Source organism: Embleya sp. NPDC050493 (assembly GCF_044458105.1).
Lineage (GTDB): Bacteria > Actinomycetota > Actinomycetes > Streptomycetales > Streptomycetaceae > Embleya.
Genome location: NZ_JBITHP010000002.1, coordinates 383,306 through 404,770, shown reverse-complemented (window position 1 = coordinate 404,770; position 21,465 = coordinate 383,306). Strand labels below are relative to the sequence as shown.

Annotated in this window: 18 protein-coding genes; 9 read left to right on the top strand and 9 right to left on the bottom strand. The window is 71.4% G+C overall.

All coding sequences use genetic code 11. The annotated features are described in order from the left end of the window. Positions 1-97 precede the first annotated feature (97 nt). Positions 98-1,711, top strand: coding sequence for a PucR family transcriptional regulator (locus tag ACIBM5_RS05110; protein WP_396005450.1), 1,614 nt, complete (start codon positions 98-100; stop codon positions 1,709-1,711). 28 nt (positions 1,712-1,739) lie between these two features. Here the strand turns inward: ACIBM5_RS05110 and ACIBM5_RS05105 are convergent, their stop codons facing one another. Together ACIBM5_RS05105 and ACIBM5_RS05100 are read right to left on the bottom strand one after the other, a co-directional pair. Further along, positions 1,740-3,608 carry a protein kinase gene (locus tag ACIBM5_RS05105; RefSeq protein ID WP_396005449.1) on the bottom strand — a complete coding sequence of 623 codons (1,869 nt, stop codon included), beginning with the start codon at positions 3,606-3,608 and terminating at the stop codon, positions 1,740-1,742. A gap of 293 nt (positions 3,609-3,901) precedes the next feature. Then, positions 3,902-4,186: a hypothetical protein gene (locus ACIBM5_RS05100; protein WP_396005448.1), complete on the bottom strand. Its 285-nt coding sequence runs from the start codon at positions 4,184-4,186 to the stop codon at positions 3,902-3,904. Between ACIBM5_RS05100 and ACIBM5_RS05095 the strand changes: the two genes are divergently transcribed. Then, on the top strand, positions 4,173-4,982 hold the full coding sequence (locus ACIBM5_RS05095; protein WP_396005447.1) for a hypothetical protein: 810 nt from the start codon (positions 4,173-4,175) through the stop codon (positions 4,980-4,982). The genes ACIBM5_RS05100 and ACIBM5_RS05095 overlap by 14 nt on opposite strands. 179 nt (positions 4,983-5,161) lie before the next feature. Here ACIBM5_RS05095 and ACIBM5_RS05090 read toward each other — a convergent pair whose 3' ends face one another. Next, a complete protein-coding gene (locus ACIBM5_RS05090) occupies positions 5,162-6,394 on the bottom strand; it encodes a geranylgeranyl reductase family protein (protein ID WP_396005446.1) in 1,233 nt (410 codons plus the stop codon). A 104-nt stretch (positions 6,395-6,498) separates the two neighbouring features. On the opposite strand from ACIBM5_RS05090, the gene ACIBM5_RS05085 reads away from it, so the two are divergent. Next, entirely contained in the window at positions 6,499-7,698 is a 1,200-nt protein-coding gene (locus tag ACIBM5_RS05085) for a cation:proton antiporter (protein WP_396005445.1), read from the top strand. A 78-nt stretch (positions 7,699-7,776) separates the two neighbouring features. On the opposite strand, the gene ACIBM5_RS05080 is transcribed toward ACIBM5_RS05085, so the two are convergent. Both ACIBM5_RS05080 and ACIBM5_RS05075 read right to left on the bottom strand, forming a co-directional pair. Beyond that, positions 7,777-8,994 (bottom strand): spermidine/putrescine ABC transporter substrate-binding protein, encoded by a 1,218-nt coding sequence (locus ACIBM5_RS05080; protein WP_396005444.1) that lies wholly within the window; start codon positions 8,992-8,994, stop codon positions 7,777-7,779. Positions 8,995-9,192: 198 nt separating this feature from the next. After that, the gene (locus ACIBM5_RS05075) at positions 9,193-10,623 is read right to left on the bottom strand and encodes a gamma-aminobutyraldehyde dehydrogenase (RefSeq protein ID WP_396005443.1); all 1,431 of its coding nucleotides are present in this window, start codon (positions 10,621-10,623) and stop codon (positions 9,193-9,195) included. 184 nt (positions 10,624-10,807) lie between these two features. Between ACIBM5_RS05075 and ACIBM5_RS05070 the strand changes: the two genes are divergently transcribed. The 4 genes from ACIBM5_RS05070 (at position 10,808) to ACIBM5_RS05055 (ending at position 14,918) form a co-directional block, all read left to right on the top strand. Then, on the top strand, positions 10,808-11,299 hold the full coding sequence (locus tag ACIBM5_RS05070; RefSeq protein ID WP_396005442.1) for an Lrp/AsnC family transcriptional regulator: 492 nt from the start codon (positions 10,808-10,810) through the stop codon (positions 11,297-11,299). Continuing rightward, a complete protein-coding gene (locus tag ACIBM5_RS05065; protein WP_396005441.1) occupies positions 11,296-12,681 on the top strand; it encodes an aspartate aminotransferase family protein in 1,386 nt (461 codons plus the stop codon). Before ACIBM5_RS05070 ends, ACIBM5_RS05065 begins: the two co-directional genes overlap by 4 nt. A gap of 204 nt (positions 12,682-12,885) precedes the next feature. Then, complete coding sequence (locus tag ACIBM5_RS05060) at positions 12,886-13,542, top strand: pyridoxamine 5'-phosphate oxidase family protein (RefSeq protein WP_396005440.1); 657 nt, start codon at positions 12,886-12,888, stop codon at positions 13,540-13,542. Next, positions 13,539-14,918: an NAD(P)/FAD-dependent oxidoreductase gene (locus tag ACIBM5_RS05055; RefSeq protein ID WP_396005439.1), complete on the top strand. Its 1,380-nt coding sequence runs from the start codon at positions 13,539-13,541 to the stop codon at positions 14,916-14,918. Before ACIBM5_RS05060 ends, ACIBM5_RS05055 begins: the two co-directional genes overlap by 4 nt. Positions 14,919-15,050: 132 nt before the next feature. Here the strand turns inward: ACIBM5_RS05055 and ACIBM5_RS05050 are convergent, their stop codons facing one another. After that, on the bottom strand, positions 15,051-15,851 hold the full coding sequence (locus ACIBM5_RS05050; RefSeq protein ID WP_391582821.1) for a tyrosine-protein phosphatase: 801 nt from the start codon (positions 15,849-15,851) through the stop codon (positions 15,051-15,053). A 181-nt stretch (positions 15,852-16,032) separates the two neighbouring features. Here ACIBM5_RS05050 and ACIBM5_RS05045 point away from each other — a divergent pair, with 181 nt between their 5' ends. Continuing rightward, positions 16,033-16,785: an ABC transporter ATP-binding protein gene (locus tag ACIBM5_RS05045; RefSeq protein WP_396005438.1), complete on the top strand. Its 753-nt coding sequence runs from the start codon at positions 16,033-16,035 to the stop codon at positions 16,783-16,785. A 4-nt stretch (positions 16,786-16,789) separates the two neighbouring features. After that, positions 16,790-18,052, top strand: coding sequence for a hypothetical protein (locus tag ACIBM5_RS05040; protein WP_396005437.1), 1,263 nt, complete (start codon positions 16,790-16,792; stop codon positions 18,050-18,052). Between the two features lie 377 nt (positions 18,053-18,429). Here the strand turns inward: ACIBM5_RS05040 and rlmN are convergent, their stop codons facing one another. The 3 genes from rlmN to frr form a co-directional block, all read right to left on the bottom strand. Next, positions 18,430-19,536 (bottom strand): 23S rRNA (adenine(2503)-C(2))-methyltransferase RlmN, encoded by a 1,107-nt coding sequence (rlmN, locus tag ACIBM5_RS05035; RefSeq protein WP_391582824.1) that lies wholly within the window; start codon positions 19,534-19,536, stop codon positions 18,430-18,432. A gap of 97 nt (positions 19,537-19,633) precedes the next feature. Further along, positions 19,634-20,899 carry a phosphatidate cytidylyltransferase gene (locus ACIBM5_RS05030; protein ID WP_391582825.1) on the bottom strand — a complete coding sequence of 422 codons (1,266 nt, stop codon included), beginning with the start codon at positions 20,897-20,899 and terminating at the stop codon, positions 19,634-19,636. Further along, a complete protein-coding gene (gene frr / locus ACIBM5_RS05025) occupies positions 20,899-21,456 on the bottom strand; it encodes a ribosome recycling factor (protein ID WP_391582826.1) in 558 nt (185 codons plus the stop codon). Before frr ends, ACIBM5_RS05030 begins: the two co-directional genes overlap by 1 nt. Positions 21,457-21,465 lie beyond the last annotated feature (9 nt).

Here is a 21,465-nt window from a genome sequence, read left to right as displayed (position 1 = left end):
CCGCCGAGCCGTTTACAGATTGCTCGCGGATTCCCGCTTCCTTCGGGAACCAACCGCCGTCGCGGTCGGGCCGTTGTCAGCTCGCGGAGGTTTTCGAATGTTCCCCACGGTCGCCGACGTATTGGCCCTCGACATCGTCCAGCGCGGCCGCCCGCAGGTGGTCGCGGGTGAACGCGGCCTGGCCCGGCCGGTGCGCTGGGTGCACATCAGCGAGCTGCCGGACGTCACCCGGCTCCTCAAGGGTGGCGAACTGGTGATGGCCACCGGCATCGCGCTCCCCGAGGAGCGCGAGGGCCTGCAACGCTACATCCGCGATCTGGCCGAAGTGGACGCGGCCGGACTCGTGGTCGAGTTGGGCCGGCGCTACACCGAGCAGCTGCCGCGGGCGCTGGTCGCGGCGGCCGAGCAGGTGGGCCTGCCGGTGATCACCCTGCGCAACGAGACCCGCTTCATCGGCATCACCGAGGCCGTGCACGGGCTGATCATCGACGCCCAGCTGGCCGAGTTGCAGGCCTCCGAGGCGGTGCACCAGGCGTTCAACGAGCTCGCGGTCGAGGGCGCGGAACCGGCCGAGATCGTCCGGCAGGCGTCCCGGATGGCCGGCCGCCCGGTGATCCTGGAGAACCTGGCACACCAGGTGCTCGCCTACGACGCGGCCGGAATAGTCGCGGAGACACTGCTGGAGAACTGGGAGGACCGCTCCCGACAGTTGCGACTGACCGCCCGGACCGCGTTCGACGAGCGCACCGGGTGGCTGGTGACCACCGTCGGCGCGCGCGGCCACGACTGGGGCCGGCTGGTGCTGGTCGGCGACGGCACACCGCCGCCCGCACAGCAGACCATGCTCCTGGAGCGGGCCGCGTCCACCCTCGCGCTGAACCGGCTGGTGGTGCGCGACCGGGAGAGCCTGGAGCGGCAGACCCACCGCACCCTGCTGTCCGGGATCCTGACCCACTCCTACACGGTGGCCGAGGTGACCCTGCGGGCCCGCGCGCTCGGTGTCCCGCTGGAGGGCCGGCGCCTGGTCGGCGTGGTACTGCGGCTGCGCCGCAGCGTGACCCCGGCCGCGCTGGAATCGCAGGCCCGACTGCGCGACTTCACCGAGATCGCCGCTGCGGCGGTCCGCGAACGCCGGCTGGCCGCCCTGGTCGGCGGGCTGGACGACGAGAACGTCGGGCTGCTCGTCGCGCTCGCCTCGCAGGACACCGAGGACGGCGCGCTGGAGGGCTTCTCCGCCGCCATCCGCCGGCTCGCCCCCGACCTCGCGGACGACATCGTGGTCGCGGTCGGCTCCTCGGTGGGCGCGGTGCGCGACGCGCGCCGCTCGCTCCTGGAGGCCACCCAGGTCGCGGACGCCGCCCTGCACCAGGGCGGCAAGGCCGCCTTCTACCGGCTGCCCGACGTGCGCCTGCGCGGGCTGCTGCACCTGCTCCGCGACGACGCCCGGTTGCAGACCTACGTCGAGCGCGAACTCGGTCCGCTGCTCGCCTACGACGCGCAGCAGGGCACCCAGTTGATCGCGATGCTCCAGGTCTATCTGGACCACGGGCGGAACAAGTCCGCGGCAGCCGACGCCGCGCACCTGTCCCGCCCGTCCTTCTACGAGCGGCTGCACCGGATCGAGCGGATCCTGGGCGTCGACCTGGACCAGGTGGAGAGTTGTCTGTCGCTGCACGTCGCGCTGCTCGGCCTGGAGGCCCTCCGCCGCTGAGCGCGGCGCCCCATTCCGGGCGCGGTCCTCAGGCGGCGGGGCGCCCGCCCGCAAGGGTGAAGGCGGTCACCGCGACCGCATGCAGGGCCGCATCGCGCGCCCATTGCCGCTCGGTACCGAACACGTCGACCTCGATGTAGACGCCATTCACGATCACCGCGGCCAACATCGCGTGCCGGGCCACTCCGGACTCGGTCCAGGTGTATTCCCAGACCACGCCCTTTCGGCCCTGAATGGCGCGTTCCTCGAAGACCGTTTTCCGATAGTCGCGGAAAACCTTCGGGGCGTTCTGTTCGTCGTCGCGCCACTGCTCCAACAAATCCGTGGTCTGTTGGAACGCGGTACGCCCGGTCAACACGCCCGCACCGGCCGGGTCGGTGTAGACCACGCTCTGGTCCTGCTCCTTGCGGGTCCACCCCTGCGGGATCTGCCAGGTGAAGGTGCTCTCGTCGGCTGTGCGGACCGGGATCGGCGGGGTGGCCACGGGCGCGCTCGGGTAGGGCGCGAGACCCGCGACCGGGTTCGCCGCGGGCGCGCCGCCCGTCCCGGAGCTCGTCGGCGGGATCGGGCCCGACCTGCCGTCGCCCTTCCCCTCGTCCCCACCGGACTTGCCGCCGCCGTTCGCGAGCAGCAACGCCACCACGACGGCACCGGCCACCAGGAGCGTGACGAGCGGCATCAGCACGGCCAGGAGGCGGCGCCGCGAGCGGGGCGGCCGGCGGGTGCGGGTCGGCATCGGGAAGGTCGGCGAGTGCGCGGGGCCGGCCGGGGTGCTCGGCCGCCGCTCCGGCGAGGGTGCGGCGGGCACCCGCGGGAACGGGTCGAGCGGGGTGCCGTCGTCGGGGGCGATCCGGGCGGGCGGGAGCAGGTCGCGCAGCGGTGGCTGCGGGTGCACGGTCGGCAGCAGCGTCACGTCGTCGTTCGCCTGGTCCGGCCCGAATGCGTTCGGCCCGAATTCGTTCGGCCCACGTTCCTCGCGCCCGTACTCGGCCGGCCCGCGCTCGATCACCCGGCCGAGCGTGGTGGGCGGGATCGGTCGGGTCACGTCGCCCGCATGCCGGCGGCCCTCGGCGGCGAGCAGTGCGTTCAGGCGTGCCTCCACCTCGGCCGAGTCCGGGCGCCGCGCCGGGTCGCGTCGGAACAGGTCGCGCACGAGGGGCTCCAGCGGGCCGATCTCCTCGGGCACCTCGGGCTCGGCGATCACGATCGCGTGCATCGTGGCCACCGGCGTCGCGCGACGGAACGGCGACGCGCCGGTGACCGCCGCGCACAGCGTGACGCCCAGCGACCACAGGTCGGACGCCGGCCCGGGGTGCTCGCTCTCTATCCGCTCGGGGGCCATGAACTCGGGCGAGCCCAGGATCGCCCCGGTGCCGGTCAGCCCGCTCACGCCCTCCAGCGCGGCGATGCCGAAGTCGGTCAGCACGGCGTGTCCGTCCCGGGCGATCAGCACATTGCCCGGCTTGACGTCGCGATGGATGATGCCGTGCGCATGCACGACGCCGAGCGCGCGGGCGATCTGCACGGCCACCGCCGCCGCGGCATGCGGGGTGAGCGGCCCGTCCTCGTCCAGAATGGCGTCCAGCGAGCGGGCGTCGAGCAGCTCCATCACGATCCACAACCGGTCGTCGTCCTCGACGTAGTCGTAGACGCGGACGACGTTGGGGTGATTGATCCGCGCGGTCGCCTGCGCCTCGCGCAGGCTGCGTTCGCGGAAGGACCGGGACGCGTTGCGGCCCCATCCGGTGGTGATCACCTTCGCCGCCACGGGACGGTCCAGCACGCGATCCCGGGCCCGCCACACCGTGCCCATGCCACCGCTGCCGAGCACGCTCACCAGTTCGTAGCGGGCTCCGACCACGAAGCCCGCCCAATCCTCTCCCGGCCCGCCCGACATCGGCTTTCCCCCCGGTCCCGCCGCTTTTCAAGATCAGACTATTGCCACTTTCGTGGGATTACCTGTTAAAGGCCCTGCGAAAGCTTAGGACGGACATGGTAGAACGAATCGTCACACATAGCGGGAGGGGGATACCGCATGTTCACCCCGAAAAAGTTTCGATCAGAAAACGTCAAGCGCGCGGCCTTGATAATTTCTGTTCCGGTCGGAATAGGAATGATTCTGAACGCCGGCCTGGCCGTCGCGGATACCGAGGGGAACGGGCCCGCGTATCGATCGGGCGGCGGGCACACCTACACACACGCACCGACCCGCACACACGGCCCCACGGGCACGCACGGTCCGACCGGTGAGGTCACCACGACACCGCCGGCCACCACGTCGCGGCCCACGACGCACGGGCCCGGCAGCACGCCGCCGCCGACCACGTCCCGGCCCTCGACGACCCGGCCGGGGACGACGCCGCCAACGACCACGACGCGGCCGAGCACCCCGCCGCCCACCACGGTCCCGCCGAGTACGTCCGCGTCGCCGACCGTGCCACCCACGGCCAGGCCGTTCGCGGTGACCACGTCCACCCAGATCACCTTCGACGCCGCGGGTCGGGGTTCGATCGAGTTCACCGTCACCAACAACACCGACCGGGCCCAGCCGGCCCGCGACGTGTACGCCCGCAGCACCGGCAGCCTCCGGATCCTCTCGGTGCCCGGTTGTTCGGCGGCACCCGCGCTCAAGGCACCGGGACCGGCCTGGACGACCACCTTCAAGTGCGCGCCGGGTCCGCTCGGGCCGCACGAGACCAAGCGCTGGTCCGCGGCGGTGGAATATCCGCCGGCCGTGCGGCAGCCGCGCGCGGCTCGGGCCGAGGCGCGGCTCCCGCTCGCGCCGGAGGCGGACATCTCCACGTTCTGCGTGCTCGTGGTGCCCGCGGGCGCCACGGACACGTCCGTGGTGCTGGGTGTGGCCGGACCGTTGACGCTGGTCAACCGGGCCAACAACAACGACCCGTCGTTCATCGGCTACACCGTGGACACGCCGGTCCCCGGCGGCACCAACGGCGGCGGCTCGACGGGCGGGGGGAGCAACGGCGGCTCCACGACCGGCGGCGGCTCGACGGGTGGCGGCTCGACGGGTGAGGGCAGCACAGGCGGCGGCGGCACGAGCGGCGGGAGCGACACGGGCGGCACCACCGGCGGCGGCACCGACCAAACCACGCCACCCACCTCGCTGCCCAAGACCGGCCCCGAGGACGACACGCTGCCACTCGCGGGCGGCGCGCTCGGCCTGATGCTGCTGGGCAACGCGCTCTTCCAGGGCGCACGGCTGCGCCGGATCCGCTCGGCCGAGGGCGACGACGAGCCGGACCGGGACTGAGTCCGGCGCACGACCGCCGCCGGCCCGCTTGCGAGCCGTGAGCACACGGGCCCGAGCGCCCCGAGCCCGAGCACACCGAGCCGTGCACACATCGGCCCGTAAGCACATGGGTCGACGAGCACAACCGAAGCGGACGGCCCCGGCCCCGTGCACGACGGGCCCGGGGCCGTCCGACGTCGTCAGTGGCCGGTCAACGCCAGCACCCGCCGGGCGGCGGGCCGCTCCAGCAGATCGGCGAACGTGGTCCGTCCCTGGACCACCTTGCGGAACACCCGCCAGCCCTGCGGCAGCGTGCTCACCGCATGGTGCAACATCCCGGGATGCCGCTCGAACACGCCGAGCAGGAGCCGTCCGGCGCGCATCTCACGACCCAGCACCGCATCGATGTCCGCGTGATAGCCGGCGCCGATCTTGTCCACCTCGGCGTCGGTACCCGCCTCGGCCACCAGCGCGGCCCGCTCCCCCGCCAGCCGGCCCGAGCGCAGCGCGTACGAGATGCCCTCGCGCGTCCACGGCTCCAGCAGTCCGGCGGCGTCGCCGGCGACCAGGACCCGGCCGCGCGAGAGCGGCGCGCTCTCCTTGCGGCATCGGGTCAGGTGGCCCGACTCGACCGACGGCCGGAACCCGGCCAGGCCGAGCCGGGCGATGAAGTCACGCAGGTAGGCGCGGGTGGCCTCGCCCTCGCCCCGGGCGCAGATCACCCCGACCGTCAATGTGTCGCCCTTGGGAAAGACCCAGCCGTACGAGCCGGGCAACGGCCCCCAGTCGAGCAGGATCCGGCCGCGCCAGTGCGCGGCGACCTCCGGCGGCACCGGGATCTCCGCCTCCAGGCCCAGGTCGACCTGTTCGAAGGTGACCCCGACGTAGGCGGAGCTGCGTCCCGCGCTGCCGTCCGCGCCGACCACGGCGTGCGCCCGCAGCAGTTCGCCGCCGGCCAGGGTCAGTGTCACCAGGCCGTCCCGCTCGGCGATCCGGGAGACCGCGACGCCCTCGCGCAGCACCGCCCCCGCGGCCACCGCCGCCCGGGTCAGCGCCTCGTCGAAGCGGGCCCGGTCGACCAGGCCGATCAGCGTGGTCCGCGCCGAGCGCACCCGCCGACGGCGGCCGCGCAGGGTGAATTCGACCTCGTGCACCAGGTCTTCGACCGGCGGCTCGAACCCGGGCGGAAGGGCGCTCTTGGCGGGGCCGATGATGCCGCCGCCGCAGGTCTTGTAGCGCGGCAGCTCGGCCCGGTCCACGACCAGCACCCGGCGTCCCGCGCGCGCCGCGGCCAGGGCCGCGGACGCCCCGGCGGGGCCCGCTCCGATCACCACGACATCCCAGGTCACAGGCTCGGTACCGGGGTCGGTACCGGGGTCGGCGGGCAGTTCGACGGCGGGCACGGCGGCGGCCTCGGGAGAGCTGCTAGTCATGGATATCGACCCTAGTGCGTCCGTCCGGGCGCACTTCCCGGCAGGTCCGCCGCCGACCTGCGCGTCTGCCCGAATGGCCGCCGAATGCGCAATATGCTCCGCCGATGTCCGACGACAGCGCACCGTTCCTGATCGTTCTCGCCGTGGCCTTCGCCGCACCGCTGGTGGCCGATCTGCTCGGGCGCCGGGTCCCGGTGCCCACGGTCGTGGTCGAACTCCTGCTCGGCGTCCTGGTGGGTCCGTCCGTCCTGGACTGGGTGCACGAGGGTGACGTGCTGACCTACATGGCCAACTTCGGGCTCGCGTTCCTGATGTTCCTGGCCGGCTTCGAGATCGATCCGGGCCGACTCAGCGGCCGACCGCTGCGCCGGGCCACGCTGGGTTGGGCGCTGTCCCTGGTGGTCGGCCTGCTGCTCGGCTTGCTGCTGGTGTGGTCCGGCTCGACGATGTCCCGCCTGGTGGTCGGACTGGCCCTGACCACCACCGCGCTCGGCACGCTGCTGCCGATCCTGCGCGACGCGGGCGCGCTGCCGACCCGGTTCGGCGCGCAGGTGATGGCGATCGGCACGCTCGGCGAGTTCGGCCCGATCGTGGCCGTGTCGCTGCTGCTGAGCGGGCGCAACGCGGGTGCCTCGGCGGTCGCGCTGGCCTGCTTCGCCGCGGTGACCGTGGTGGTGTTCGCATTCGCCCGTCGACCGTTGCCCGGGGCGCTGGACCGGGTGGTCCGGGCCACGCTGCACTCCAGCGGCCAACTCGCCATCCGGCTGGCGGTGCTCGTGCTCGCGCTGTTGGTCTGGGCCGCGGACGAACTCGGCCTGGACGCCCTGCTCGGCGCGTTCGCCGCGGGGCTGGTCATCCGGCTGCTGCTGTCCGACATGCCCGCCGAGTCGCGCGAGACGGTCGCGGGCAAGCTGGACGGGATCGGCTTCGGGCTGTTCGTCCCGGTCTTCTTCGTGATCAGCGGCGTGCGCTTCGACGGCCGTGCGCTGTTCTCCGACGTCGGCACGCTCGCCCTGCTGCCACTGTTCCTGGCGCTGTTGCTCGTGGTGCGCGGGGTGCCGACGTATCTGCTGGAGCGTGGTTCGCCGGCGGGGGTACGGCTGGGCCTGGCCCTGTTCGCCTCGGCCGGCCTGCCGCTGATCGTGGTGATCACCGGCATCGGCGTGGACGAGGGCGAACTGCGCGCGGGCACCGCCGCCGCGATGGTCGGCGCCGGCATGGTCTCCGTACTGGTGTTCCCGCTGCTCGGCATGCGCGCCTATCGCGGCGCCGTCATCGCCGATCCGGCCCTGGCCGAGCGCTGATTCCGCCGACCCCGCCGGCCTCGACCCCGGCCTCGACCCCGCCGTCGAGCGCGCACCGCCGCTCGCGCGGCCCGTGGCTCACAGGCCGATGATGTTCCCCCAGGCCTTCTCCCAGCGCCGTTCCTCGTCCTCGGTGGTCTCGCGCATCCCGTGCAGCTTCGCGGTCATCTCGGCGTCCGGGAAGATCAGCGGGTTGCTCGCCGAGTCGCGCATCTCCTGGTCCGAGGACTCGGCCAGCACCTGCTGCGCGGCCGGGACCGGACACACGTACGCCACGTAGTTCGCCAACTCGGCGGCGACCTCCGGGTCGTAGTAGAAGTCCATCAGCTTCTCGGCGTTGGTCTTGTGCGCGGCCTTGTTCGGCACCATCAGGTTCTCCGACCACAGCTCGGCGCCCTCCTCGGGCACGACGAACTCGATGTCGGGGTTGTCCAGCTTGAGCTGGCCGACGTCGCCGGAGTACGCCTGGCAGGCCAGGATGTCGCCACTGGCCAGGCCCGAGGTGTAGTCGTTGCCGGTGAAACTGCGGATGTGGTCCTTGTCCACCAGCTTCTGCATCCGCTCCATCACCTTGTCCACGTCCGCGTCCGTGAAGGTCTTGATGTCCGTGCCCTCACCGAGCATCAGCAGCGCGACGGCCTCCATGAAGCCCGCGAACACGGTGACCCGGCCCTTGAGCTCGGGCCGCCACAGGTCGTTCACCGACCGGATCTCGCGACCCACCAGCTTCTTGTTGTACGCGATGCCGGTCATCCCGCTCTGCCACGGCACCGTGTACTCGCGCTTGGGGTCGTAGCCCGGGCTGCGCAGCGATTCGGCCAGGTTGGCGTCCACCTGCGGCAGGTTGGCCTTGTTCAGTTTCTGCACCCAGCCCAACCGGACGAAGCGGGTGCACATCCAGTCCGAGATGACGATCACGTCGCGGCCGGGCTCCTTGCCCGCCTGGATGGCCGGGTGGATCTTGCCGAAGAACTCGTCGTTGTCGTTGATCTCCTCCGAGTACCGGACCTTGATGCCGGTCTTCTCGGTGAAGGCGTCGAGCGTGGGGTGCCGCTGCTCGTCGTTCTCGTCGATGTCGATGTAGAGCGCCCAGTTGGAGAAGCGCACCACCTTCTCCTGCTCCGACCGGTCCCGGCCGCCGCGCTTGCTCTCCTGGACGTACGCGGAGGGCACGCCGCACGCGGCCAGGGTGCCCACGGCCGCCGCCGCGCCGGTGCCGCGCAGGAACATCCGCCGATCCACCCGGTGCCCGGCGATCCGCAGCGGGGACTGGGCGCGAGTGCGGGCGCGGGTCATCGGCGACTCCTTGGCGAAATGCGGGGGGGGTGGGGCCTGCTCCATGGGCGGGGGACCGCACGGTGGCGTACAAAATGGCCCACCGCATCGTGGCGCCCACCCGCCCCGAACGGCAACACGCACCCTGTCAACCCTCGCGGAGCGGAGTTGACAGGGTGCGTGCGGGTCGTGCCGACGCCGCGGGTGCGGCGGGGTGGATCAGGCGTCGTAGTTGGTCATCACGTGCTTGATCCGGGTGTAGTCCTCGAAGCCGTAGCCGGAGAGGTCCTTGCCGTAGCCGGAGTGCTTGAAGCCGCCGTGCGGCATCTCGGCGACCAGCGGGATGTGCGTGTTGATCCACACGCAGCCGAAGTCGAGGCGCTTGGCCATCCGCATCGCCCGGCCGTGGTCCTTGGTCCACACCGAGGAGGCGAGCGCGTACTGCACGCCGTTGGCGTTGCCCAGTGCCTCCGCCTCGTCCTCGAACGACTGCACGGTGATGACCGGGCCGAACACCTCGTTCTGGATGATCTCGTCGTCCTGCTTGAGCCCGGAGACCACGGTCGGGGCGTAGAAGAAGCCCTTGTCGCCGACCTGGTGCCCGCCGGTCTCGACCTTCGCGTGCGCGGGGAGGCGCTCGATGAAGCCGCTGACCTGCTTGAGCTGGTTGACGTTGTTGACCGGGCCGAAGTACGCGTCCTCGTGCGAGCCGGTCGAGAGGTCGCCGGCGGCGGCGGCCAGCGCGGCGACGAACTCGTCGCGGATCGAGGAGTGCACGAGCACCCGGGTGGCCGCGGTGCAGTCCTGGCCGGCGTTGAAGAAGCCGGCACCGGCGATGCCCTCGGCCGCGGCGGCGATGTCCGCGTCCTCGAAGACCACGACGGGCGCCTTGCCGCCGAGTTCGAGGTGCACCCGCTTGAGGTCCTTGGCCGCGCTCTCGGCGACCGACATGCCGGCGCGTACCGAACCGGTGATCGAGGCCATCGCCGGGGTCTTGTGCTCGACCATCAGCCGGCCGGTGTCGCGGTCGCCGCAGATCACGTTGAACACGCCGGCGGGCAGGATCTCGCCGATGATCTCGGCGAGCAGCACGGTGGACGCGGGGGTGGTGTCCGACGGCTTGAGCACCACGGTGTTGCCCGCGGCGATGGCCGGCGCGAACTTCCACACGGCCATCATCATCGGGTAGTTCCACGGCGCCACCTGGGCACAGACACCGACCGGCTCACGGCGCACCATGGAGGTGTGCCCTGCCATGTACTCTCCGGCCGACTTGCCTTCGAGCATGCGCGCGGCGCCCGCGAAGAAGCGGATCTGGTCCACCATCGGCGGGATTTCCTCGGACGCGGTGAGCGCACGCGGCTTGCCGGTGTCGAGACACTCGGCGTCGATCAACTCGTCGGCACGCTTCTCCACCGCGTCGGCGATCCGCAGCAGCGCGAGCTGCCGCTCGGCGGGGGTCGTCTCGCTCCAGGTCTCGAACGCCGTGGCCGCCGCGCGCATCGCCGCGTCGACATCCCGCTCGCGGGAGAGCGGGGACGTCGCATAGACCTCGCCCGTGGCGGGGTCGACGATGTCGAGCGTGCCGCCGTCCGCGGCGTCGGTGAACGTGCCGTCGATGTAGTTGCGCAGAGTACGCAGGTCGCTCATGTCCCAAGTCTCCTTCGAAAACGGGGCGGCGCCGGCAGGACGGTGAGGGGTCGATCCCGGGCTGGGCCGCGTTCCCAGCCTAACCGGATTGCTGTCGGTATCCGCATCCCCATCACGCACCAACAACTGAATCAGTTGTCTCGTTGAGCAAAGTCAACGGATTCCCTTGCGAAAGGCCCATCTGATGAGGCAGAGTGACCACGTGGCCGGTCGAGACAGAAACCCGAACGCTCCGGCCGACGCCGTGTCGAAGGCGATCATCGAGCAGCTCCAGGAGGACGGACGCCGCTCGTACGCCGCGATCGGCAAGGCGGTCGGTCTCTCGGAGGCCGCGGTGCGTCAACGCGTACAGCGCCTGCTCGACCAGGGCGTGATGCAGATCGTCGCGGTGACCGATCCGCTGACCGTCGGCTTCCATCGCCAGGCCATGGTCGGGGTCCGTATCGAAGGAGACATCGACCCCGTAGCGGACATACTGGCCACGATGAAGGAAGTGGACTACGTCGTCATCACGGCGGGCTCCTTCGACCTCATCGTGGAACTCGTATGCGAGAACGACGACCACCTGCTCGACATCATCAACAAGAGGATTCGAGCGATTCCGGGCGTACGGAGCACCGAGAGCTTCGTCTACCTGAAGCTTCGGAAGCAGACCTACCAGTGGGGTACTCGATGACACAGCAGTACGACAACGCGGCTCTCTCCAAGAGCGCCTACGACCACCTGTGGATGCACTTCACCCGCATGTCGTCCTACGAGAACGCTCCCGTGCCGACCATCGTGCGCGGTGAAGGCAGCTACATCTGGGACACCAACGGGCGCAAGTACATCGACGGCCTCGCCGGCCTGTTCGTCGTACAGGCCGGTCACGGCCGCACCGAGCTTGCCGAGGTGGCCCGCAAGCAGGCCGAGCAGCTCGCCTTCTTCCCGGTGTGGAGCTACGCCCACCCCAAGGCGATCGAGCTGGCCGAGCGGCTGGCGAACTACGCCCCGGGCGACCTGAACAAGGTCTTCTTCACCACCGGTGGCGGCGAGGCCGTCGAGTCCGCGTGGAAGCTGGCGAAGCACTACTTCAAGCTGACCGGCAAGCCGACCAAGCACAAGGTCATCTCCCGGGCCATCGCCTACCACGGCACCCCGCAGGGCGCGCTGTCGATCACCGGTCTGCCGGACTACAAGGCGCCGTACGAGCCGCTGGTGCCGAGCACCTTCCGGGTGCCGAACACCAACCAGTACCGCAAGCCGGAGTTCCTGGCCGACTCCTCGCCCGAGGGCTTCGGCCGCTGGGCCGCCGACCAGATCGAGGTGGCGATCCTCAACGAGGGCGCGGACACCGTCGCCGCGGTCTTCCTGGAGCCGGTGCAGAACGCCGGTGGCTGCTTCCCGCCGCCGCCCGGATACTTCCAGCGCGTGCGCGAGATCTGCGACAAGTACGACGTGCTGCTCGTCTCGGACGAGGTCATCTGCGCGTTCGGCCGGCTCGGCACGATGTTCGCGTGCGACAAGTTCGACTACGTGCCGGACATCATCACCTGCGCCAAGGGCATGACCTCGGGCTACTCGCCGATCGGCGCGATGCTCGTCTCGGACCGCATCGCCGAGCCGTTCTACAACGGCAGCGACAACGTCTTCATGCACGGCTACACGTTCGGCGGGCACCCGGTGTCCTCCGCCGTGGCGCTGGCCAACCTGGACATCTTCGAGCGTGAGGGCCTGAACCAGCACGTGCTGGACAACGAGTCCAAGTTCCTGGCCACGCTGCAGAAGCTCCAGGACCTGCCGATCGTCGGCGACGTGCGCGGCAACGGGTACTTCTACGGCATCGAGATGGTCAAGGACAAGAGCACCAAGGAGACGTTCAACGAGGACGAGGCCGAGCGTCTGCTGCGCGGCTTCCTGTCCACCGCGCTGTACGACAACGGCCTGTACTGCCGCGCGGACGACCGCGGCGACCCGGTCATCCAGCTCTCCCCGCCGCTGGTCGCGGACCAGGGCGTGTTCGACGAGATCGAGCAGATCCTGCGCGGAGTGCTGACCGAGGCATGGACCAAGCTGTAGATCGAGCAGTGGACCCCGGCTATTCGACGAACCCTCAGTGAGTCTGCCGCCGTCGCGCACACGCCAGTGCGCGACGGCGGCAGACTCATGTCCGGGGTGCCTGGCACGAAGTGCGCGTCAGGGCCCCGAGGAACCGAGAAATACACCGTCACATCGACCCGCCCGCGCCGACCGGCGCCGCGCTCGGATCACCGAAGAGGCCCGATGAGCCACCCCACGCCAGGCTCCACCCCCCGCACCCGGATACGCCGCCTGCCCCACCACGCCGTGCCGGATCGGACCGCGCTGCACGCCGTGCTCGACGCCGGTCTGGTCGGACACCTCGCGATCACCGGCGAGGAGGGTCAGCCGTTCGTCCTCCCGGTCGCCTACGCCCGGGACGGCGAACGTGTGCTGATCCACGGCTCGACCGGCAGTCGACTCTTCCGCGGCCTGGCCGCGGGCGCGCCGACCTGCCTGACCGTGACCCTGCTCGACGGTCTGGTGGTGGCCCGCTCGGCGTTCGAATCGTCCATGCACTACCGCAGCGCGATGGTGCTCGGCTCGTGCGTCGTGCTGCCCGAGGACGAGAAGGTCGCCGCGCTGGACCTGCTCACCGACCGGCTGCTGCCCGGCCGCCGGGACGAGTTGCGCCCGCACCGGGCCCGGGAACTCGCCGCGACGCTGGTGCTCGCGCTGTCCCTGGACGAGGCGTCGGTGAAGATCTCTTCCGGCCCGCCGGACGACGCGGACGAGGACCTGGACACCCCGATCTGGGCCGGCGTGGTGCCCATCACCGAGCACTTCGGCGAGCCCGTGCCCGCCCCCGACCTGCGCTTCGATCTGCCCGCGCCGGACTACCTGAGGAAGTGGCAACGATGACCGCCGACTACCGCGACCTGTCGTTGTGGTTCGACACCCTCGGCGCGGACGTCACGCCACGACCGGCGCTCGCGGGCGACCTGGACGTGGACGTGGCCATCGTCGGCGCCGGCTACACCGGCCTGTGGACCGCCTACTACCTGGCCAAGGCGGACCCGTCCCTGCGCATCGTGGTCCTGGAGCGGGAGATCGCCGGATTCGGCGCCTCCGGCCGCAACGGCGGCTGGTGCTCGGCGCTGTTCCCCGCCTCGATCGCCAAGGTGGCCCGAAGCAGCACCCGCGAGCGGGCGATCGCCCAACAGCGGGCGATGAACGCCACCGTGGACGAGGTCGGCCGGGTGGTCGCCGAGGAGGGCATCGACTGCGACTTCGCCAAGGGCGGCACCGTGGTCCTGGCCCGCACCCCGGTCCAGCTGGCCCGGGCCCGGCAACTGGTCGCCGACGAACACGCATGGGGCTTCGACGAGTCCGACGCCAGATTGCTGGACGCCGCCGAGGCCCGCGCGATGGTCGGCGCCACCGACGTGCTCGGCGGCACCTACACCCCGCACTGCGCGGTCGTCCACCCCGCCAAACTGGCCCGGGGTCTGGCCGACGCGGTGACCCGCCTGGGGGTGACCATCCACGAGCGCACCCCCGTCACCGCGATCGAGAACGGTGTCGCGCTCACCCCGCACGGCCGCGTCCGTGCCGACGTGGTGGTCCGGGCCACCGAGGGCTACACCCCCGAGCTGGCCGGCTTCCATCGCGAACTGGCCCCGGTGTACTCGCTGATGATCGCCACCGAGCCGCTGCCGCAGTCCTTCTGGGCGGAGGCGGGCCTGGCCCGCCGGGAGAGCTTCAGCGACATGCGCCACCTGATCATCTACGGCCAGCGCACCGCCGACGACCGGCTGGCCTTCGGCGGGCGCGGCGCGCCGTACCACTTCGGCTCCAGGGTGCGGCCCGAGTTCGACCGCGACGAGAACGTCTTCGCCGAGCTGCGTCGGGTGATCGCCGAGCTGTTCCCGGCGGTCGCCGACGCCGCGATCACCCACACCTGGGGCGGACCGCTGGGTGTGGCCCGCGACTGGTACGCGAGCTGCGGCCTGGACCGCGCCCGCGGACTCGCCTGGGCGGGCGGCTACGTCGGCGACGGCGTGGGCACCGCGAACCTGGCCGGCCGCACCCTCGCCGACCTGATCCGCGACGAGTACACCGACCTGACCCGGCTGCCCTGGGTCCGCCACCGCTCGCCCAAGTGGGAGCCGGAGCCGCTCCGCTGGATCGGCACCAACGTCGGCCTGCGGGTGATGGCGGGCGCGGACGCCGAGGAGCAGCGCACCGGCAAGGAGTCCCGACTCGCGCAGGCGTTCGGCCGATTCCTGGGCCACTGAGCCGGGCGCACCACGCCCGGGCCACGTGCCCGGGTGACCGGGCGGCCCGGGCCGAGCCACTACGCCCGAGCCCGGGCCACCGCGCCCGGGCCCGGGCCGGTGAGCCGCCCGGTGCCCCGGCGACCGGCCGGGTCAACGCCCCCGGATGGTGCGGCGCCAGGTCTCCAGGTGCTCCGGCGCCGCACCCGCCTTGAGCAGGAACTCCGCCGCCGAGCCGTGCCGCTCGGCGAGCACGCGCAGGAACGTGTCGATGGAGGCCCGGGCCGCACCGCGCATCGCCGGGGCCACCGGATGGGCCGGATCGATCCGCGGCTGCCTGGGCAACCGGTCGATCCGCTCGAACATCTCGACCAGGTGCACCTCGGTCTCGGTGTAGTCGGCGATGATCGCCTCCCGCTCCACCCCCGCGACCGACAACAGCAGCGCGACCAGGATCCCGGTCCGATCCTTGCCCGCCGTACAGTGCACCAGCGCCGGCACCCCGCCGTCACCGGCCAGAATCTCCAGCGAACGCACGTACGACTCACCGCCGCGCTCGGCCATCCGCATGTACAACAGACCCGCGCCGTGCTCGTCCACGCTGCCCAGGTCGATGTCGTCGTCCAACCCCAGACCCTGGGTCTGTCCCGCCGAGACGTCGCCGATCGCGGCCCGATCGGCGGCCAGCGCCGAGCGTCGGCCCAGCAGCGGCAGCCGGTGTCGGGTCACACCCGGCCACTGCTCCGGCGGCAGCCCCTCACCCTCCGACCGCAGGTCCAGCACGTGCCGCACACGGTAGGTGTGGGTCAGCCGGTCGATTCCCTCGGGGGTCAGCAGGTCCGGGGTCTCACAGCGCATGAGTACGCCCGTTCGAGTGACTCCCCCGTCGATCAGCGGTAGGTCCCCGACGTCGCGGGCATTGAGGAGATCCGGAAGATCGAGTCGGCGGTTCATGTGCACCCCGTTCGGAACGCGTTCGATACACCTGTTCGCCTCATCATGGTGCGCGCGAACTCCCGCCGCCGGCAGGGATTCCCCGAGTGAAGGGGTTTGGCGTCCCTGCCGCAACCAGGCGTCGCGATGCTCGTTGGAGGAGAACGGGTGGCAACCAACGTTTCTCTGCGGGAGGTGTGCCATGTCCCTGTCGTCCCGCGCGGCGAGACCGCATGAGCGGCGCGCCGTCGTCGCCGGAGTACCGACCGCCCCACCCGACAACGACGTCCTGCGCGCTCGCGGGCTGACCCTGACCCAGGGTCCGGTCACCCTGCTGCGGGACGTCTCGATGGCGGTCCGGGCCGAGGAGACGTTCGCGATCACCGGTCCCGCCGGAGCCGGCAAGTCGGCGCTGCTCGCCTGCCTGTCCGGTGTGGTCGCCCCGGATTCGGGCGAGGTGTGGTTCAACAGCGGCGCGATGCACGTGCTCGACGAGAAGGGCCGAACCGCGCTGCGACGTCGGCACTTCGGGCTCGTCGACGGCCGTACCCGGCTGCTGCCGGAGCTGACCGTCGCGGAGAACGTCGTACTGCCGTTGCTGCTCGACCGGATGCGCCGGGCCGAGGCATTCGCGATCGCCCGGCACTGGATGGAACGGCTGGACGTGACCGAGCACGCCGAATCCCGGCCGACCGGCCTGGGTCCGGCCCTGCTGCGGCGGGCGGCGGTCGCCCGGGCGCTGGTCACCCGGCCGGCCGTGGTGTTCGCGGACGAACCGGCGCACGATCTGGACGGCACCGAGGTCGACCATCTGATGCGGATCCTGGTCTCCGCCGTGCGCTCGCACGGGACGACCCTGGTGCTGGCCACCGCCGACCGGCGGGTGGCCGCACACGCGGACCACTGTCTGGTCCTGCGCGACGGTCGCCCCGACCCGCATACGGACGGGTGGTAGGGCGGTGTCCCGGGCCGACTCGAGCCCGCTGCGCGACGCGTTGCGCAACGCGTCCCGGGTCGACGCCGTGCGTGTGCTGGCCTGTGCGGCGGTCGCGGGTACGGCCACGATCGTGCTGTTGTGCCTGCTGGCCTGGGCATTGCCGGTCGGACGTCCCGGTCCGGCACTGATCCGACCGGTGCTCGCGATGCTGCCGGTGCTGGGCGCCGTGGCCGTGTTGGTCACGGTCGGCATCCGCCTGACGTTCCCGGGCCGCATCGACCGACCGGGTGCCCCGTTCCGGGCCCACGGGAAGAACCGCCGGAGTCGGGAGGTGGTCGTGTCCGAGACCGCCGTCACCGCTCTGGCCGGCACGTTTGCCGGCGTTCAGGCGCACCTGGTGCTGCGCTCGCTCCCGGCTTCGCCACCCCCGGCGGTCCGGCATCTGCTGGCGATCGGTGCCTCGGCGCCCTGGCCGGCCGTGGTGGCGGTGCTCGCCACGGTGCCCACCGTCGCGGTGCTCGCCGCCTGCTACGCGACGGCCCGACCGTCGTTGCGGCTGAAGCCCCGGGTCCCGCGCTACATCGGACCGCTGGTGCTGCTCGCCGGACTGCTCGGGCAGTACCTGATCGCCGACCCGGGCCACCCGGACCGGTTGTCGCACGGCGCGGTGCCGGCGGCGGCGATCTGCTACGGCGCGGTGCCGGCAGGCGCGGCACTCACCGTGCCATGGCTGTTGACCTGGCTGGGTTCCGGCTGGGCCGCCCGAGCGGATCGGGTGTGGACACTGTGCGCGGCGCGCCGGATCGAGGCGAGCGCACGCGGTCTGGCACTGCCGCTGGGCCTGACCACGATCGCTCTCGCGGTGGTCACCACCAGCGGCCTCGCCGACGACCGCACGCCGACCGGGATGGCCGACGCCCCCCTCTTCCTGACCATGACGACGGTGTCCTCGTGTGCGGCGGCGATGTTGTTCACGGTCGTCGTGGAGTACGGCTCCGCGCGCCGCGAGACCTCACACACGTTGCATTCGATCGGCGCCGGGGAGCGGATGGATCGGCACGCGGCGCTGGCCGCTCTGGTGGTGCCGCTGCTGGTGTGCGTACCGGTCGCGGTCGCGATCGGCGCGCTGCAGGCGTGGCCGGCGCGCGGCACAGGGGACTCGTTTCCGACCATGCCCGCACACGCGGCCCTGCTGGGCACGCTGTGGACGATCGGTCTGCTCGCCTTCGCGCTGATCGGGGCGGCGGTGGTGATCCTGCGGGACGACCGGCCGGGCCGGATCTGAAACCGCGGCCGGGCCTGCGGGCGAAACGCAAAACCGGCGAGCGAAGCCCGCCGGAAATGGGAAAACACTTCGGGCCCGGCGCGGCGTCCCCTTCCGCAACGGGCCCGAAGTGCTTATCGTCTCGGGGGCCACGCGACCCCGAGCCGTGCGCCGGATCGTGTCCCTTCGACCGGCGGCTTGGGCGTGCCACCGCCGGAGCATTCGAACGGGGGGATCAAAGGATCCGACGGCTTGGCACTGAGATCAGTCTGCCCTGGGGCGCCTAAGGATCCGATAAGGATTCGTTACCCGTTCTATATCGCCGCGCCGCGCACCCGTGACCTGCCCGGGATGTCCCACTTACGGCCCGGGCCGCTGCGGTGGACCGGGCCCTACGGCTAGACCTCTGCGGCGGCGAGCTGACCGCACGCCCCGTCGATGTCCCGGCCCCGGGTGTCCCGGACGGTGACCGGCACGCCGTGCTTGGTCAGCAGGCGGACGAACTCCTCCTGGCGTTCGGCCGTCGACGCGGTCCACTTCGACCCCGGGGTGGGGTTCAGCGGGATCAGGTTGACGTGCGCGTTGTGGTTCTTCAGCCGGCGTCCGAGCAGGTCGGCCCGCCAGCCGTGGTCGTTGATGTCCTTGATCAGCGCGTACTCGATGGACACCCGTCGGCCGGTGACGCCCTCGTAGTGCCATGCGGCGTCCAGCACCTCGCGCACGTCCCAGCGCGTGTTGACCGGCACGAGCGTGTTGCGCAGGTCGTCGTCCGGCGCGTGCAGGGACAGCGCGAGGGTGACCGGGATGCGTTCGTCGGCGAGCTTGTACATCGCCGGGACCAGACCGACCGTCGACATGGTCACCGAGCGGGCGGAGATGCCCAGTCCGTCCGGGGCCGGGTCGGTCAGCCGACGCACCGCGCCGACCACCGCCTTGTAGTTGGCGAGCGGCTCGCCCATGCCCATGAAGACGATGTTGCTGACCCGGCCGGGGCCACCCGGCACCTCGCCGCGGGCGAGGGCCCGCGCGCCCGCGAGCACCTGCTCGACGATCTCGCCGGTGGACAGGTTGCGGGTCAGACCCGCCTGGCCGGTGGCGCAGAACGGGCAGTTCATCCCGCAGCCCGCCTGCGAGGACACACACATGGTGACCCGGTCGGGGTAGCGCATCAACACGGCCTCGACGAGCGTGCCGTCGAAGAGCTTCCACAGCGACTTGCGGGTCGCGCCGTCGTCGCACGAGATGTCCCGCACGGACGTCATCAGCGTGGGCAGCAGCGCCTCGGCGAGCCTGGCCCGCGAAGCGGCGGGCATGTCGGTCCACTGCCCGGGGTCGTCCGAGAGGTGACCGAAGTAGTGCTTGGACAGTTGGGCCGCACGAAACGGCTTCTCGCCCAGCTCGGCCACGGCATCGCGGCGCTCGGCGAGGGTGAGGTCGGCAAGGTGGCGCGGCGGCTTCGAACGACGCGGCGGCGCGGTGAAGGTGAGTTCTCCTGGTTTGGGCATGGCTCGTCCAGTGTCGCAGGTGTACGGGCGGGGCCGAATCGGCCCCGCTCTCGTGCACACGCGGCCTGTCCGGTTTCTCTGCCGGATCAGGTCCGGGTCATACGAATGCGGCGAGCAGCAGCCACACCACGGGAGCGGCGGGCAGCAACGAGTCGAGCCGGTCCATCAGGCCGCCGTGACCGGGCAGCAGACTGCCCATGTCCTTGACCTTGAGGTCCCGCTTGATCATCGATTCGGCCAGGTCCCCGAGCGCGGACACGGCGGCGGCGGCGACGCCCACCACGGCACCCTGCCACCACGCACCGTCGAGCATGGTCGTCACGCAGACCGCACCCGCGCCGGCGGCCAGGAGCACTCCGCCGGCGAAGCCCTCCCAGCTCTTGCCGGGACTGATCTTCGGCGCCATCTTGTGCGGACCACCGGAGGTGACGCCCGCCGCATAGGCACCGGTGTCCGCACAGACCACCAGGATGATGAAGGTCAGCACGCGCCGGGCGCCGTCGTCGTCGGCGAGCATGAGCACCGCGAACCCGGCCAGGAACGGCAGGTAGAAGACGGTGAACACACCGGCCGTCATGTCCCGCAGGAAGTCCTCGGGACCCTCGGTCATCCGCCAGATCATCACCGCGATCGCGGTCAGCGCGGTGGCGATCGCCAGCCCCTCGGCACCGCGCGCGTAGCCGGCGACGAGCATCGCCACCGAGCCGACGGCGAGCGGTACCACCGGAATCCGGATGCCGCGCCCGACGGTGGCGCCCTGTGCGGTCCGACCGGACGCGTCGGTGACCGCCTCGGCCCGACCGAACGCGCCCGCCAGCTCCCACAGTCCGACCAGGACCGCGAGCAGCACGACGCCGACGAACAACACCGGCAGGGTCAGCAGCGAGGCGATGATGACCCCGCCCAGCCCGGCCCCGACGCCGATCGCCTGCGGCAGGTTGCGGCCGGCCTTGCCGACCCGTTTGGCAGGCGGCCCCTCGGTCACCACGAGCCCCTCACGCCGAGGTTCGGGCAGAGTCGCGTCCACCCGAGCGGCCTCCTCGGGCAACGACGCACCCGAGCGGAGCTCCGGTTCGTCGCCCGGGTCGTGACCCGCGATCGGTGACAGCACCTGCGTGTGGTCATCCTGTGTCCGTACCCCGACGCCGGCGGGAAAGTGCTGCTGCGCACGAGTGGCGCCGTCCCCATGGCCGCCGGACCGGGCCGCGTCGTAGTGGGCCTGATCCTGACCCGTCGGTGCGCCCGGGACCTGCTCCGGCCACGCGCCGTACGACCCGTACGGGTCGTGGCCGGGCGGCAGATCGGGGTGCGCTCCCGCGGGCGGATCGGCCGGCGGCGTACCGCCCCAGGTCGAGTCGTTCATCAGACTTCGAGCAGCTCGGCTTCCTTGTGCTTGAGCAACTCGTCGATCTGCGCGACGTACTTGTGGGTCGTGTCGTCGAGTTCCTTCTCGGCGCGACGCACCTCGTCCTCGCCGCTCTCGCCGTCCTTGACCAGCTTGTCGAGCGTTTCCTTGGCCTTGCGGCGGATCGCCCGCAGCGAGATCTTCGCGTCCTCGCCCTTGCCCCGCGCCAGCTTGATGAACTCCTTGCGGCGTTCCTCGGTCAGCTGCGGGAAGACCACGCGGATGAGCTTGCCGTCGTCGGTCGGGTTGACCCCGAGGTCCGAGTCGCGGATCGCCTTGACGATCGCGTTCGTGGAGCCGCGGTCGAACGGGGTCACGATGACCATGCGCGGCTCGGGGGTGGTGAACGACGCGAGCTGGTTCACCGGAGTGGGCGAGCCGTAGTAGTCCACGAGGATCTTGTTGAACATGGCCGGGGTGGCCCGGCCCGTGCGGATCGCCGCGAAGTCTTCCTTGGCGACCACGACGGCCTTCTCCATCTTTTCCTCGGCCTCGAGGAGAATCTCGTCGATCATGTCGGCTCC